This is a genomic window from Octadecabacter sp. R77987 (genome assembly GCF_042466115.1).
GTDB lineage: Bacteria > Pseudomonadota > Alphaproteobacteria > Rhodobacterales > Rhodobacteraceae > SW4.
Genome location: NZ_JAXHBQ010000001.1, coordinates 1,822,319 through 1,837,593 on the forward strand (window position 1 = coordinate 1,822,319; position 15,275 = coordinate 1,837,593).

Below are 15,275 nucleotides of genomic sequence, written 5' to 3' on the forward strand. Positions count from 1 at the left end.
ATATGGCAAAGAACAGATCACACGAAGGGCGCGGCCCTTCCCAGCGGCAACTGCGGGTCGGGGAACTGATCCGGCGCAGGCTGTCCGAAGTCCTCCAGCGCGGCGAAGTCCATGACCCCGATCTGGGGCGCATGATGATCACCGTAGGCGAAGTGCGTATCACTCCCGACCTTTCCATCGCCACGGCCTATGTGCTGCCCCTGGGCGGGGATAACGCCGAAGAAGCCCTGCTTGCCTTGCGCAAGAACAAAGGCGAGCTGCGCCACCTTGTGTCCAAGGCGCTGGCGCTGAAACATGTGCCGGACCTGCGGTTCTTTATCGACGAAACATTTGACCGGATGGACCACACCCGCGCGCTGCTAGCCGAAGATCACGTGCGCCAAGATCTGGACGACTGATGCTGCGGCTTGCCACCTTTTTTGGCCTGCTCGCCGCCCCCGCGTGGGCGGTTGACTGCTCCGACCTTACCCATCTTGGACAATCCTACACAGTTTGCGAGGTCAGCGCGGATGACGATCTGCAACTGTTCCTGCGTGACGGCGCAGGCGATATTCTGGGCACCTTCAGTGCCGTGGAACAGCACACGGGCCGCACCCTGCTGTTTGCGATGAATGCAGGCATGTATCACGATGATCGCGCGCCCGTGGGTCATTATATCGAGGACGGAGCCGAGGAAATGCGCGTGATCGCATCTGCGGGTCCGGGAAATTTCGGGCTTTTGCCCAACGGGATCTTTTGCATCCGTGGAGGCGCGCTCGAGGTGATCGAAACCGGTGACTACCTGAACGACACCCCCACTTGCACCCATGCAACCCAATCCGGGCCGTTGCTGGTGCAGGGCGGCACGCTGCACCCCCGCCTGATCCCCGATGGCACCTCGCGCTATTACCGCAACGGTGTGGGCACCGATGCCAGCGGCACCCGTGCAGTGTTCGCGATTTCCAACGAGCCGGTCAACTTTCACGATTTCGCCACGCTGTTCCGTGACGCGTTGGGCCTGCCCAATGCGCTTTACTTCGATGGCAAGGTCAGCCGCCTTTATGCGCCGCAACTGGGCCGCGATGATTTCGGCTGGCAGATGGGGCCGATCGTTGGCGTGCTGGCCCCTGTTGACGGCGACGCCACCAGCAACTAACCCGCCCTTTTACTTCTTCGGAGACTGTGATGGCACGCAAACGCAAGGGACGCGACATTTCCGGCTGGCTGGTCGTGGACAAGCCTGCGGGCATTACCTCGACCGCCGTCGTGAACAAGGTCCGATGGGCGTTTGATGCGAAAAAGGCGGGCCATGCAGGCACGCTTGATCCCGATGCAACCGGCGTGTTGGCTGTGGCACTAGGCGAGGCAACCAAGACTGTCCCCTACATCACCGACGCCCTCAAGGCCTACACATTCACCGTGCGTCTGGGTCAGGCGACCAACACCGATGATGCCGATGGCGAAGTGACCGCCACCAGCGACACGCGCCCGACAGACGACGAGATCAAAGCCGCGCTGGGCCAGTTCGTCGGCGATATCATGCAGGTGCCGCCTGCGTTCTTAGCCGTGAAAATCGACGGTCAACGCGCCTATAAACGCGCCCGCGATGGCGAAGACTTCGAAATCGCCGCACGGCCTCTTTGGGTCGAAGAACTGCTGCTGATCGACCGCCCCGACGCCGATCATGTGACGCTGGAAATGACCTGCGGCAAGGGCGGCTACGTGCGCGCCATCGCCCGTGATCTGGGCGCTGCCTTGGGATGCTTTGGCCATGTGCGCGAGTTGCGCCGCATCTGGTCCGGCCCGTTTGACGTTGAGGACGGCGTGACGCTCGACCAGATCGACGCGCTTGCGAAATCGCCCGAACTGGACGCGCATCTGCGCCCGCTCGAAGTCGGGCTGCAAGACCTGCCGATGGTCCATTGCCCCGCCGACAGCGTCACCAAACTGCGCAATGGCAATCCCGCGCTGGTCATGGGCGATGTGGAATACGGCGACGAATGCTGGGCCTGCCACAATGGCCACGCGATTGCTGTAGGCGTGTTCAAGGGCGGCGAATTGCACCCAAGTCGGGTTTTCGTGGCCTAGCGGTGTTGGTCGATCAGGATCGGGTTTCCGTCAGGGTCAATCACGACAAAGCTGGCTGGCCCCTCGGCCCCGCCCTGTTCCTGCTGGATGTCGACACCTGCATCGGCCAGTGACGCCTTGATCTCGCGCACGTCCGTGAACGGATTCACCTCGCCAGCGCTTTGATCCCAGCCGGGGTTGAAAGTCAGCATGTTCCCTTCGGACATCCCCTGAAACAGGCCAACCAGCGTGTCGCCGTTTTTCATGATCGCATAGTTATGTTCGTCTGTGCCGCCAAACTGGCTGAACCCCAGTTTTTCATAGAATGCCTTTGAGGCTTGCAAGTCCTTGACCCCAAGGCTGATCGAAAATGCACCAAGTTCCATAGTCTGTCCTTTCAGCTATCCCACCCACCCTAGCACAGTTCCAACGCATCCGCCCCAACCGCAAACTGGTGGCGCTGGCGCAGGGTTTCGCAATGGGCGCGCACAAGGGTCGGGCGCAGTGTAATGTGCCACGTCTGCTGCGCAATCGGCGCGCGTTGGGCAAAGGCGGCACAGGCCAGCACGGCAACATTGGCGCCCTGATCCGGGTCACGCACCGATTGATAGCGGATCGCCTCGCAGCCGTCATTGCGCACCTGATCCGCCAGCGTCAGACAATCGGAATAGTCGCTGGGATCCGTCCAGCGCCCCTGCCCGACCATGACCGGATCGGTCAGGTCCACAGCCACCACGGCGCGGATATCCGCCTGCACCGCCGTGTGCTCCACGGGGCGGCGCGGCATCGGTGTTTCGGGCGAGGCGCGAAAGAACGCGACAGCCCCCCAGATGCTTTCGGCTACTGCCGTCAACGCCCGTTCCGCGCCATACCACACGCCCGGCGTTTGCCCCGCGCGGCGGAACCGCGAGGCGCGCGGATAACAGCCATAGCGGAACGGCGACCAGAATTGATAATCCAGATGCTGGCATGCCGCTGGCACCGGCGGTTTGGACTCTTCAAGAATATCCTCAAGCAGCGCATGTTCAGGATCGGTATCGACAATGCGCACGGTGGCCGAGCGATACTGCCCCTCGATCAAGCGCCAGACATTGCCGCGATAAGGGGCGTAGGGCGTGTCAGGTCGGGGCACGGGCGCCGTCAAGGTAGTTCATCACACCAACCAACCCCGCCGCCTGCACAATCAATGCGCGCGGTGCGTCATGCAAATCGCTGTTGGGGTTTTTCATCCAGCCGCGGATCGTATCGGGATCACCGCCCGCAATCGCATCCAGCGACCGGAACAGGCGCACCAGACAGGCGGCCAGCTCGAACGGCTTGCCAGCCAGATCATATCCGCCGTCTTTCATGCGCGACACGGTGGCCTCGCTCACGCCAATCGCCGCCGCCAGCTCTTTCTGGGTCAGGCCCAATTCGCGCGCGGCGTTGAACGTGGCCTTGGCCAGAACGCGGCCCCTTTCGGGGCTGGCATCAAAGACTGATTTGGTTTCAAGCTGCATAGCGCACCTCCTTGGCAAGAAATATACACATTCTTTCCACAGAAATCAAGATCGCGCCGTGACGAGGCGCGCAAGGCTTGCTAAACACCCCCAATGATCACCCGCACTCATACCAAAGGCGACGCGCCCAGCACAGCCGTTTATTCCGACTGCGAGCGCTATCGCTATAGCCTGAAACGGGTCTGGGACAGGGGTGGACGCAAGGCATTGTTCGTGATGCTGAACCCGTCCACCGCCACCGAAGTGCAAAATGACCCGACCGTGGAACGCTGCGAAAGACGTGCCCGTGCGCTGGGTTTTGGCGGGTTCTGCGTGACCAATATCTTTGCGTGGCGCGATACCGATCCGCGCAAGATGCGCGCCGCTGCCGATCCGGTTGGCCCCGCCAATGATGCCGCGATCCTGGAAGGCACCACATGGGCCGACCAGATTATCGCCGCCTGGGGCGCACACGGGGATCACTTGGGGCGCGGGGCGGCTGTCGAAACACTGCTGCGCAGCACCGGCGCACCGCTTTATACCCTTGGATTGACCAAGGCGGGACACCCGAAACACCCCCTTTATATCGCCTATACGCAGCAGCCTGCACTCTGGACGGCGGCCCCTGCAGGTTAACCAATTGGTAACTTTGCATGCCGCGAATTCGGCGAAAAATGCTATAAGAATTCTTGAAAACTGTTGCGGCCCAAAGCTGGCCCACCCCTTCATGAAATCGAGAATGCTATGCTTGCCCTTCTTGGACTCCTTGGAATTGCGTTTGCCGGTGCGGCGCTGATCGGTCCCGATAGCGACGAAACCGCCGCAGAAGCAACCGAAACGGCCGCCATCGCCGAAGACCAGCCGGTCATCGACATCCCGTCTGACGCGGGTGATGTGATCTATTCCGGTGACGGGGACGACGATATCGACGCCCTTGGCGGGGATGACTACGTTGATGGCGAAGGCGGCGACGACACGCTGGCTGGCAGTGGCGGCGCCGACGAATTGCATGGCGGCGCGGGCGATGACATCGCCGATGGCGGCGGCGAAAACGATAGTCTGTTCGGCCATATCGGCAACGACATGCTGAATGGCGGCGCAGGTGACGACCAGCTGAATGGCGGCAGCGGCGATGACACCCTGATGGGTGGCACGGGCGACGATGCCCTGCTGGGGTCGCTTGGGCACGATCTGTTGATCGGTGAAGCCGGTCAGGACGTGCTGCACGGCGGGTCTGGCGACGATGTAATCGACGGCGCAACCGGCGAAGCAACGGCCGAGATCGACTACCTCAACGGTGGCGCAGGCAATGACACAGTGATCGGCAACGCCGGTGATGTCCTGAGTGGCGGCACTGGGGCGGACATTTTTACGATGGACAACGCCCAAGGCAGCCTGTCGGTCATGGACTATGACGCGGATGAAGATGCGCTGGTGGTTCTTTATAGCGGTGCAGAACCTGTCCTGACCACGGCGACCGATGCAGACGGCCTGACATTGTTCGCCAACGGGATGCCCGTGGCCACGCTTGCGGGGGTCGACGCGCTTGATCTGGCCACAGTGCAACTGGTTGCCGGATAAACACCCTTTTCTTTTGATGCGATTGCCCCTATCAGCACCCATCGCGGACGAATCCGCGACACCCTCCAAGGGCCCTGCTGGACGACATCCCGGCTTGCGCCATCACCCTTAACCAAGGAGACCCCGATGTCGATTACTGCTGAAGAAAAAGCACGCGTGATGAAAGAATTCGCAACCAAGGAAGGCGACACCGGTTCGCCCGAAGTTCAGGTTGCCATCCTGTCGTCCCGCATCGCGACCCTTACCGAGCATTTCAAGACCCACAAGAAAGACAACCACGGTCGCCGTGGCCTTTTGAAAATGGTCGCCCTGCGCCGCAAGCTGCTGGACTACACCAAAGCCAAAGATGAAGCCCGCTATCAGGACCTTATCAAGCGCCTTGGCATCCGCCGCTAAACGCACGGGTCGGTTACGATTTGAAACGCTCGCCACTCTGGCGGGCGTTTTGCGTTTTTGCAGTGGCGTCCGGTTCGGGTCCAAGAACGACGTAGGCGCGCATGCGCCATGCCCGACCTCGGGAGGGCCTCTGCACTTGGGAGTGTAGATGTTTCAATGCCGAACCCCCGTTCCAAGCGCTGCGCCTGTTGCGGGGATGCCCTCCCATGGGGGAGGTCGGGCATGGCGCATGCGCGCCGGGTTGCAATCAAAGGCGCGCCCCACTGATACAGCAAATTGCAACTTCGCCTTCATTACACCCCTCCCCCTTCCCAAACCCTGCAATCCGGTATATGGCGCAGCCATCTGAGACGTGATGCTTGATCCCGACATCGTGCAAAGGACAGGGATCGGCGGCAATGGGGCCGCCATGCAATAGGGCACTTGGAACGCCAAGATTGGCCCGGATAGGAAACGATAGATGTTTAACGAAGTGAAAAAATCCATTCAGTGGGGCGAAGAAACGCTGACACTGGAAACGGGCAAGGTTGCCCGTCAGGCAGATGGTTCCGTAATCGCCACATACGGCGAAACCTCTGTCATGGCCAACGTGACGTTCGCCAAACAGCAAAAGCCGGGGCAGGACTTCTTCCCGCTGACCGTGCACTACAACGAAAAGTATTACGCCGCCGGTAAAATCCCCGGTGGCTTCTTCAAGCGCGAAGCGCGTCCGACCGAAAAGGAAACGCTGACAAGCCGCCTGATCGACCGTCCGATCCGCCCGCTGTTCGTCGAAGGCTTCAAGAACGAAGTGCTGGTGATCTGCACCGTGCTGAGCCACGACCTTGTCAACGATCCCGATATGGTCGCGATGATCGCGGCCTCGGCCGCGCTGACAATCTCGGGCGCGCCCTTCATGGGCCCGATTGCCGCTTGCCGCGTTGGTTTCGAGGATGGCGAATACATCCTGAACCCTGAAATCGACGACATGCACAAGCTGCGCGAAAACCCCGATCAGCGCCTTGATCTGGTTGTGGCCGGCACCAAAGACGCCGTGATGATGGTTGAATCCGAAGCCTACGAACTGACCGAGGAAGAAATGCTCGGCGCGGTGAAATTCGCCCACGACCAAATCCAGCCCGTCATCGACCTGATCATTGATCTGGCCGAAGACTGCGCCAAAGAGCCATTTGATTTCCAGGCCCCCGATTACGGCGATCTGTCCGCCGCGGTCAAAAAGGCCGGCGAAAAGGCTATGCGCGCCGCATTCGCGATCACCGACAAGCAAGAGCGCACAACTGCTGTTGCCGAGGCCCGCGAGACCATCAAGGCCGCGCTGACCGAAGAGCAGCTGGCTGACGAAAACCTTGGGTCGGCCATGAAAAAGCTCGAAGCCAGCGTGCTGCGCGGTGACGTTGTGAAGAACGGCAAGCGTATCGACGGGCGTGCCCTTGATACGATCCGCCCGATCGTCAGCGAAGTGGGCATCCTGCCCCGCACCCACGGGTCGGCCCTGTTCACACGCGGCGAAACCCAAGGTCTGGTTGTGACCACTTTGGGTACCGGCGACGACGAACAGATGATCGACGCGCTGCACGGGACCTACAAGTCGAACTTCATGCTGCACTATAACTTCCCGCCCTATTCGGTTGGCGAAGTTGGCCGCTTTGGGTTCACGGGCCGCCGCGAAATCGGTCACGGCAAACTGGCATGGCGCGCCCTTCAGGCCGTTCTGCCCGCCGCCACCGATTTCCCCTATACGGTCCGCGTTGTGTCGGAAATCACCGAATCCAACGGCTCCTCGTCAATGGCATCCGTCTGCGGCGGTTCGCTGTCGATGATGGACGCTGGCGTGCCGCTCAAGGCACCGGTTGCCGGTGTCGCCATGGGCCTGATCCTCGAAGATGACGGTTCCTATGCGGTCCTGTCGGATATCCTTGGTGACGAAGACCACCTTGGCGACATGGACTTCAAGGTCGCTGGCACCGAAAACGGCATCACCTCCTTGCAGATGGATATCAAGGTCGCGGGCATCACGCCCGAAATCATGGAAAAGGCACTGGCACAGGCCAAGGCCGGCCGTCTGCACATCCTGGATGAAATGGGCAAGGCCCTCACCTCGGCCAGCGATTTCTCTGTTCACGCCCCGCGCATCGAAACGATGCAGGTGCCCACCGACAAGATCCGCGAAGTGATCGGGTCGGGCGGCAAGGTGATCCGCGAGATCGTCGAAGTGTCCGGCGCCAAGGTCGACATCAACGACGAAGGCATCATCAAGATCGCATCGCCAAACGGCGACTCGATCAAGAAAGCCTACGACATGATCTGGTCGATCGTTGCCGAACCCGAAGAAGGCAAAATCTACAAAGGCAACGTCGTAAAGATCGTCGACTTTGGTGCCTTCGTGAACTTCTTTGGCAAAAAGGACGGCCTTGTGCACGTCTCCCAGATCGAAAACCGCCGCCTGAACCACCCGTCCGATGTCCTGAAGGAAGGTCAGGACGTCTGGGTCAAGCTGCTGGGCTTTGATGATCGCGGCAAGGTGCGCCTGTCGATGAAAGTCGTCGATCAGGAAACCGGCGAAGAAGCGAAAGAAGAAAAGAAGGACGAGGAGTAATCTTTCAACTCTTTGGAAAATCAAATGGCCCCGATGGAAACATCGGGGCCTTTTTTACAACGGGCAGTCCGGTTTTGACCAATGTTGTGATTTGCCGTCACGCTTCAATCTGGCGCAGTTCCGCATCAATTCCCCATGACGCAGCGCAAAAAATCGGTCCTGATCCCTGCAACCGCTCGCAAAAGGGCGGAGAACCTGAAGGGACAGAACCATGAAAAAACCACTGGCCGAGTTTATCGGCACATTCACACTCGTGCTTTTTGGCTGCGGCGCAGCTGTGATCGCGGGGGCCGAGATCGGCTTTACCGGCATCAGCTTTGCCTTTGGCCTTGCTTTGATCGGGACGGCCTACGGCATCGGTGCCGTATCGGGCTGCCACATCAACCCCGCTGTCAGCCTTGGCGCCGTAGCGGCTGGCCGCATGACCATCGCCGAGGCAATCCCCTATATGATCGCGCAGGTCGCCGGTGCCGTTGTCGCCGCATTGGTGCTTATGATCATCGCATCTGGCACTGCGGGCTATGAAGGCGGGCTTGGCCAAAACGGCTGGGGCGAAGGCTATCTGGGTGAATACAACATGGTCGCGGCATTCGTGTTCGAGGTCGTCGCGACATTCATCTTCATGGTCGTGATCCTAGGCGCTACGGGCAAAGGCGCACCGGCTGGCATGGCCGGCCTCGCCATTGGTCTGACGCTGGTTGTGATCCACCTTGTCGGCATCAACGTGACAGGTGTTTCGGTGAACCCTGCACGGTCGATCGGGCCGGCATTGTTCGCAGGTGGCGCAGCACTTGGTCAGCTTTGGCTGTTCATCGTCGCGCCCATCATCGGCGCTGTGGCCGCCGGGCTACTGTTCAAGTCCGGCCTGCTTGACGCCGAGGACTAGAACTTGCACGCGCGCCGCAGGCTTTCTAGGTTTGCGGCGCGTTTCTTTTTAGGGGTATTTCATGCTGACTCGCCGTCATTTCATTCAAACCGGTGCCGCCACGGCCGCGATCACCGCAACACCTGTTTTTTCACAAGACGCCGCAACGCATGTCGTTCCAGAAGAATACATGCCCCGCATCGTCAATATTTCCAACGACTTTGCGCCCGGTGAAATCCACGTCGATCCCGGGGCCTTTGCCCTTTACTGGACACTGCCCGAAGGTCAGGCGATCCGCTATACGGTCGGCATAGGTCGCGCGGGCCTTTATGAGCGTGGCGATTTTACCATTGGCGCCAAGAAAGAGTGGCCAAGCTGGACCCCCACCCCCGACATGATCGAGCGTAACCCCGGTGCCTATGCCCGCTTTGAGGACGGCATGCCCGGTGGCCCCAGCAACCCGCTTGGTGCCCGCGCGCTGTATCTGTTTTCCCCCGGCATCGGTGACACGTTCCTGCGCATCCACGGCACGCCACAGCCTTGGACAATCGCCAGCGCCGTATCCAATGGATGCGTGCGGCTGGTCAACTCGCACATCGGACATTTGTATGAACAGGTGCCGATTGGCGCGCGCGCGGTTCTACACTGACGCCAAGCTGTCCTTGATCAACCGGCCGTCCTCCATCCCAAGGATCCGGTCCGCCATATCCAGAATGCGGTTGTCATGGGTCACCATCACCGTGGTCGTGCCACGCGCGCGGCCCAACGCCTTGAGCATCCGCACGACATTCACGCCACTGTCCTTGTCCAGCGCGGCCGTGGGTTCATCCGCAAAGATGATGTCGGGGTTGCCCACAAGCGCGCGCGCCACGGCAACCCGCTGTTTCTGACCGCCCGACAGGTTTTGCGGCAGATAGGTCATCCTGTCGCCCAAACCCACCAGCTCCAGCGCCTTGCGTGCCGCCTGCGTATAGGTCGGCCCGCGCAACCCGTGCACCTGCAATCCCATCAATACGTTCTGTTCAGCCGTCAGGCTTTCATGCAAGTTATGGGCCTGAAAAATGAATCCCAGGCGCTTGCGCAGCATTTCGTTTGTGGCCTTGGGCGCGCCGTTCAACTCGTGGCCCAGCAAACGCACTGATCCGTCCTGCACATCACGCAAGCAACCGGCCAGCGTCAGGATTGTCGTCTTGCCCGATCCCGACGGCCCCATCAGGATCGTCAGACCACCCCGCGCGATATTCAGGTCGAAATCATATATCGCCTGTTTGCGCGCCTCGCCCGTCCCGAACCAGTGGTTCAGCCCAGCGATCTGCAACACATCATCACCCATACCGCCCCCTAGAACAGATCGGCCGGATCGGCCGCGGCCAGTTTGCGTGTCGCCAATGCCCCCGACAGCGCGCAGGCCGCAAGCGTGCCAAAAAACACCTGAAACGCCATCGTGCCCGTCAACACAATCGGAAGCGTCGTGACCTCGCGCATCGCCGACAATAACCCGTAACCGATGATTGATCCCGGTATGAACCCAAAGACAGCCAGTATCAGCGCCTCCTCCAACACGACCCCAAGAAAGAACATCTGCCCGTATCCCATCGCCTTGAAGGTTGCGTATTCACGCATGTGATCGGCCACATCCGTGGACAGCACCTGATAAACGATGACGATCCCCACCAGGATGCCAATGACCACGCCGAACCCGAAAATGATCCCCGTCGGGCGCTGCGTGCTTTGATAGGTGATGTCCTCCTGAATGGCGGCGCCATAACTTCGGATGCGCAAGCTTTTGTCGGATATTTCACCACGCAGGCGTTCAGCCACAATCGCCGGGTCAGCCCCGCTTGCCACGTGCAGAAAGATGTGGTCCGGCGCACCCGCGCTTCGCCCACCCGACAGCCCCAGAAACGATTGGTCTGACATAATCATGTGGCCGTCACTCGCAAAACCGCCGCCCCCTTGAAAGGTATCGAACAGGGTCACGGTCTGGCCTGAAACCTCGAACGTTTGTGGCGTTTGCGGGCGAATACCTGCGGAAACATCAGGTGGCAAACCGCGCGTATTCATGTCAATGATAGCGCCGTTTTGCAGACGCAGCGGCGCAAGCTTGCGCTGCAAATCTTGCGAAAGAAACCCATCGTTGTTCGGATCAATCCCGAACGCCAGCAGCCCCAGGGTCAGGTCAGGCTGCTGCCAGTTCATCATGCCGATATAAACGGGCGTGGCGGCGATGACGTCGGGGTCGGCAAGGGCTTGAAACATCCACTGGCGCGCGACATTGCCGCCCTCGGTCAGCGCATTCGCATCCTGCGCGGAAATCATGATATCGGCGTTGAAAAAGTCATAAGGCCGCAGCGTTGCGGTTGCCATGGATGATGCCAAGCCAAGTTGCACAAACACAAGCACGTTGGCAAAGGCGACACCCGCAATCGCCGCTGCCAACCGCCCCTTGGAATGGGTCAGTTGCAGCCAGCCAATCGGCAAACGCCCGAACAGCGCGGCAAGCAGGCGGCTCATTGCATGGCTCGCGTGTCGATCCGTGCGATCACTTCAAGGTTGGTGTAACGGGCAGCAACCGCCGAGGCATCAGCGTCCAGTTCCACCAGCACCGTGACAACCCGCGCATCCGTGTTTGCCGCCGTTTCGTCCGACAGCACCGACTGGCGGCCAACCGTAAGGCCGATGCTGACGACCTGCCCTGACAGGGTGCGCTGGATCGCTTCGGCCACCAGTTCCACGGGCTGGCCAACCTCGACCATCGAAATGCGATCCTGATAAATCTCGACCTCGGCCATCATCACATCGGTGTCACCCATGGTCAGGATGCCGTCGCCGGGGGGTTTTTCACCGGCGCGGACATGCACGTCAAGCACCACACCATCAATCGGCGCGACGACCTCGGCGCGCGACAAATCTCGGCGTGCGCTGGCCAGATCACTGCGCGCGGCGTCCAGGTTGCGCTCGGCAACCAGAACATCCGGCTGCGCGTCAACATCGGCGCTTTCAAAACGGGCAAGCGTGGCGCGGGCGCGATCTACCGCACGATCTGCCTGCTGGCTGGCCGACTGCACCACATCAAGGGCGGCCTGCGTTGTCACACCCCGCTGAAACAGCTCTTGCGTGCGAGCCAGTTCCGATTGCGCCTCAAGCGCGGCAATCTCCGCCTGTTCAAGGCTGGCGCGGGCCTCATCAGTAGATATTTGCACGCCCTGACGGGTCTGAAGCAGGCTCGCAGCGCGCACCGCCACCGTGGCCTCGGCGCGCACGACTGCACTTTGCAACTGCGCCGCATTATCCAGCAGCGCAACCAGATCACCGGCCGCCACACGGTCGCCCTCGGCCACAAGAACCTGCGCAACGCGGGCGTCACCAGCGCCGTATGGCGGCGCAACGGTTGAAATGTCGCCACGCGGCATCAGGCGGGCAAGGCCGATGACATCGGTCACTTGCAGGGTCTGCATCACATCGTCGGGCAGGGTGATTTCCGGTGGTAGCGCGATTGGTGCGCTGGTCCCTGCCCCCGGTTGCAGGCCTGTCACCTCAAAGAACTTCTGCAGGCCCGGAGGTTGAAAATACATGCCAATGACCGCACCCAGAAACAGCAACGCCGGAATCGCCAGAAAACGTAGATACCGCCAGCGGCTTGGCTTGGGCGTTGCAGGCGGCGTGTCGCCCTGGCTGTCGTCGCGACGCACCACCAGATCGGGCAGGTCGGCGGATGCGCTGGGTTTACTGTCTTCCATCTAAACCATCCTGTTTAGTTTCATCCACACTACGCCTGCGTCATTGATTGTCCAGTGGTCCCAACGAAAAAGGCCCCGCAAGAACGGGGCCTTTCGTCGCAATCAGAGCTGCTTAGGACGGCAGCTTGGCCATCCGCAAATAGGGCAGCTTTGCATCAATCGACCCGTATTTTGCAATCGCATCGGCGTCTGAAACGGTGGTTGGCACGACAACGTCCTGCCCGACCTGCCAGTTTGCAGGGGTCGCCACGTTTTCACGCGCCGCCGTTTGCAACCCGTCAAGCGCGCGCAGCACTTCGGCAAAGTTGCGGCCCACGTTCATCGGATATGTCATCGACAGCTTCAGCTTTTTGTCAGGGCCGACGATAAAGACAACGCGTACGGTGGCGCTATCGGCAGGGGTGCGGCCATCGGGCAAATAGGCTTCGGCGGGCAGCATATCAAATGCCTTGGCAACCTTCAGGTCTTCGTCGGCAATGATCGGAAAACCGGCCTTGGCACCGCCGACCAACTCGATGTCAATCTTCCATTCCTTGTGTTCGGCAACGCCGTCCACGGAAATCCCCATCACCTTGGTGTCACGCTTGGCCCATTCATCGGCCAGTTGCGCGACAGCACCGAATTCAGTGGTGCAGACAGGGGTAAAATCCTTGGGGTGCGAAAACAGGATCGCCCATTTATCGCCGATCCATTCGTGCAGATCGAACGTGCCTTGGTCGGTTTCCACGGCCAGATTCGGGATCGTGTCGTTGATACGCAAGCTCATGTCGCAACTCCTTGTGCCAATGTCGCGGCCACTCGTATCGGCCGCCTTCCCAACCTATATAAGGGGGCGAAACGCACACTTCTACCGCCGCTTGCACCTTGATTTGCGCAGTGACAGTGTGTCGCAAATTCCATGGGAGGATCGTCATGATCGACAACCGCAAATTCTACATCAACGGCGCATGGGTGGACCCCGCCAAAGCCAATGATTTCAACGTCATCAACCCCTCGAACGAGGAAGTCTGCGCGACCATCTCCTTGGGTGATCAGGCCGACACAGACGCCGCCGTGGCCGCCGCCCGCGCCGCCTTTGACGATTGGGCCTTTACCCCAAAGGAAGATCGCATCGCCCTGATCAAGCGCCTGCTTGAGGTTTACAACGACCGTCAGGAAGAAATGGCGCAGGCCATGTCGATGGAAATGGGCGCCCCGATTTCCATGAGTCGCACCAATCAGGTTGGCGCCGGCAGCTGGCACCTTGAAGGGTTCCTCAAGGCATTTGACAAGTTCGAATTCGAGCGTGATTTCACCGCCACCGAAAAGACCCTGCTGGAACCCATCGGCGTTTGCGCGCTGATCACCCCGTGGAACTGGCCGATGAACCAGATCGTCCTCAAGGCGATCCCGGCCATGGCCGTGGGCTGCACTGTGGTGCTGAAGCCATCGGAAATTGCCCCGCTGTCAGGCCTGCTGTTTGCGGATTTCTGCGATCAGGCCGGTTTCCCCAAGGGCGTGTTCAACCTTGTTAACGGGGATGGCGTGGGTGTCGGCACGCAGCTTTCGACCCACCCCGAGGTCGACATGGTCAGCTTTACCGGATCGTCACGCGCCGGCATCGCCATTTCCAAGGCAGCGGCCGATACCCTGAAGCGCGTCAGCCTTGAACTGGGCGGCAAAGGCGCGAACATCCTGTTCGCCGATGCAGGCGAAAAGGCCATGCAATACAGCGCCGACCGGTGTTTCCGCAATTCCGGCCAGTCCTGCAACGCCCCGACCCGCCTGCTGGTCGAACGTTCCGTCTATGACCGCACCGTCGAGGTCGTGAGCGAAGCCGCGAAAAACACCCGCGTAGGCCCCGCCAGCGAAGAAGGCCAGCACATCGGACCCGTTGTCTCCGAGGCGCAATTCAACAAGATCCAAGGGCTGATCGAAGTCGGCATGAACGAGGCCCGACTGACCGCCGGTGGACTTGGCCGCCCCGACGGGCTGAACCGTGGTTTTTACGTCAGGCCCACGGTCTTTGCCGATGTGGACAACACCATGACCATCGCGCGCGAGGAAATCTTTGGCCCCGTCCTGTCGGTCATCCCCTTTGATACCGAGGCCGAGGCGATCGCGATTGCCAACGACACACCCTATGGTCTGACCAACTACATCCAGACCCCCGACGACGAAAAGCGCCAGCGCGTCGCACGGCGTCTGCGGTCGGGCATGGTGGAAACCAACGGTCAGGGCTTTGCCCAGGGCTCGCCCTTTGGTGGTTACAAACAATCGGGCAACGGGCGCGAAGGCGGCACTTTCGGGCTCGAGGATTTCCTTGAAGTCAAAGCCGTCAGTGCCTGGGTCTCCAAGTAAGCCACACCACTTGATCGCAACGGGCGCGGGGGAAACCCTGCGCCCGTTTTCATTGATGCGATGCAAGACGGGTGATCGGCGACACGCGGGTTGGCGTTGGAACCTTGCCGCTTTGGCGCTTTATGGTGGCCGTGTTCATCTTCCGGTCCCGCAACACGCATGGCGCGCAAATCGCCGACCCGTCGGGGCGGACCGTCGGTCACCCGGCGCCTGCGGCTTGATTCCGGGCGGAA

The 15,275-nt window shown here is 60.5% G+C and carries 17 protein-coding genes; 10 read left to right on the top strand and 7 right to left on the bottom strand.

The features are described 5' to 3' along the window. Positions 1-2: 2 nt before the first annotated feature. The 3 genes from rbfA to truB are packed head-to-tail and all read left to right on the top strand — an operon-like array spanning position 3 to position 2,067. On the top strand, positions 3-398 hold the full coding sequence (gene rbfA / locus SJY21_RS09265) for a 30S ribosome-binding factor RbfA (protein WP_377509354.1): 396 nt from the start codon (positions 3-5) through the stop codon (positions 396-398). Then, a complete protein-coding gene (locus tag SJY21_RS09270; RefSeq protein WP_377509356.1) occupies positions 398-1,135 on the top strand; it encodes a phosphodiester glycosidase family protein in 738 nt (245 codons plus the stop codon). The genes rbfA and SJY21_RS09270 overlap by 1 nt, the downstream gene beginning before the upstream one ends. A gap of 29 nt (positions 1,136-1,164) precedes the next feature. After that, on the top strand, positions 1,165-2,067 hold the full coding sequence (truB, locus tag SJY21_RS09275; protein WP_377509359.1) for a tRNA pseudouridine(55) synthase TruB: 903 nt from the start codon (positions 1,165-1,167) through the stop codon (positions 2,065-2,067). Here truB and SJY21_RS09280 read toward each other — a convergent pair. The 3 genes from SJY21_RS09280 to SJY21_RS09290 are packed head-to-tail and all read right to left on the bottom strand — an operon-like array spanning position 2,064 to position 3,545. Next, positions 2,064-2,432 carry a VOC family protein gene (locus SJY21_RS09280; protein WP_377509362.1) on the bottom strand — a complete coding sequence of 123 codons (369 nt, stop codon included), beginning with the start codon at positions 2,430-2,432 and terminating at the stop codon, positions 2,064-2,066. The two genes, truB and SJY21_RS09280, sit on opposite strands and share 4 nt — an antisense overlap. A gap of 29 nt (positions 2,433-2,461) precedes the next feature. Further along, positions 2,462-3,178 carry an RES family NAD+ phosphorylase gene (locus SJY21_RS09285; RefSeq protein WP_377509364.1) on the bottom strand — a complete coding sequence of 239 codons (717 nt, stop codon included), beginning with the start codon at positions 3,176-3,178 and terminating at the stop codon, positions 2,462-2,464. Further along, positions 3,165-3,545, bottom strand: coding sequence for an antitoxin Xre-like helix-turn-helix domain-containing protein (locus tag SJY21_RS09290; RefSeq protein ID WP_377509367.1), 381 nt, complete (start codon positions 3,543-3,545; stop codon positions 3,165-3,167). The genes SJY21_RS09285 and SJY21_RS09290 overlap by 14 nt, the downstream gene beginning before the upstream one ends. Before the next feature lie 93 nt (positions 3,546-3,638). Here SJY21_RS09290 and SJY21_RS09295 point away from each other — a divergent pair, with 93 nt between their 5' ends. From SJY21_RS09295 to SJY21_RS09320, 6 genes are all read left to right on the top strand, one after another. Continuing rightward, positions 3,639-4,160: a DUF1643 domain-containing protein gene (locus SJY21_RS09295; RefSeq protein ID WP_377509370.1), complete on the top strand. Its 522-nt coding sequence runs from the start codon at positions 3,639-3,641 to the stop codon at positions 4,158-4,160. A 108-nt stretch (positions 4,161-4,268) separates the two neighbouring features. After that, positions 4,269-5,105, top strand: coding sequence for a calcium-binding protein (locus tag SJY21_RS09300; protein WP_377509373.1), 837 nt, complete (start codon positions 4,269-4,271; stop codon positions 5,103-5,105). Between the two features lie 126 nt (positions 5,106-5,231). Beyond that, entirely contained in the window at positions 5,232-5,501 is a 270-nt protein-coding gene (rpsO, locus tag SJY21_RS09305) for a 30S ribosomal protein S15 (protein ID WP_148056714.1), read from the top strand. A gap of 460 nt (positions 5,502-5,961) precedes the next feature. Further along, positions 5,962-8,097 carry a polyribonucleotide nucleotidyltransferase gene (gene pnp, locus SJY21_RS09310; RefSeq protein ID WP_377509376.1) on the top strand — a complete coding sequence of 712 codons (2,136 nt, stop codon included), beginning with the start codon at positions 5,962-5,964 and terminating at the stop codon, positions 8,095-8,097. A gap of 211 nt (positions 8,098-8,308) precedes the next feature. Then, positions 8,309-8,983, top strand: a complete 675-nt coding sequence (locus tag SJY21_RS09315) for an aquaporin (protein ID WP_377509379.1) — start codon at positions 8,309-8,311, stop codon at positions 8,981-8,983. Between the two features lie 61 nt (positions 8,984-9,044). Continuing rightward, positions 9,045-9,611: a L,D-transpeptidase gene (locus tag SJY21_RS09320; RefSeq protein WP_377509382.1), complete on the top strand. Its 567-nt coding sequence runs from the start codon at positions 9,045-9,047 to the stop codon at positions 9,609-9,611. On the opposite strand, the gene SJY21_RS09325 is transcribed toward SJY21_RS09320, so the two are convergent. From SJY21_RS09325 to SJY21_RS09340, 4 genes are all read right to left on the bottom strand, one after another. After that, positions 9,603-10,295, bottom strand: coding sequence for an ATP-binding cassette domain-containing protein (locus tag SJY21_RS09325; protein WP_377509385.1), 693 nt, complete (start codon positions 10,293-10,295; stop codon positions 9,603-9,605). The genes SJY21_RS09320 and SJY21_RS09325 overlap by 9 nt on opposite strands. A gap of 8 nt (positions 10,296-10,303) precedes the next feature. Beyond that, positions 10,304-11,476, bottom strand: coding sequence for an FtsX-like permease family protein (locus tag SJY21_RS09330; protein ID WP_377509388.1), 1,173 nt, complete (start codon positions 11,474-11,476; stop codon positions 10,304-10,306). Continuing rightward, a complete protein-coding gene (locus SJY21_RS09335; RefSeq protein WP_377509391.1) occupies positions 11,473-12,702 on the bottom strand; it encodes an HlyD family efflux transporter periplasmic adaptor subunit in 1,230 nt (409 codons plus the stop codon). Before SJY21_RS09335 ends, SJY21_RS09330 begins: the two co-directional genes overlap by 4 nt. A 112-nt stretch (positions 12,703-12,814) precedes the next feature. Next, positions 12,815-13,468, bottom strand: a complete 654-nt coding sequence (locus SJY21_RS09340; RefSeq protein ID WP_377509394.1) for a peroxiredoxin — start codon at positions 13,466-13,468, stop codon at positions 12,815-12,817. A 146-nt stretch (positions 13,469-13,614) separates the two neighbouring features. Between SJY21_RS09340 and SJY21_RS09345 the strand changes: the two genes are divergently transcribed. Further along, the gene (locus tag SJY21_RS09345) at positions 13,615-15,042 is read left to right on the top strand and encodes an aldehyde dehydrogenase family protein (protein WP_377509397.1); all 1,428 of its coding nucleotides are present in this window, start codon (positions 13,615-13,617) and stop codon (positions 15,040-15,042) included. The last annotated feature ends 233 nt before the right edge of the window (positions 15,043-15,275 follow it).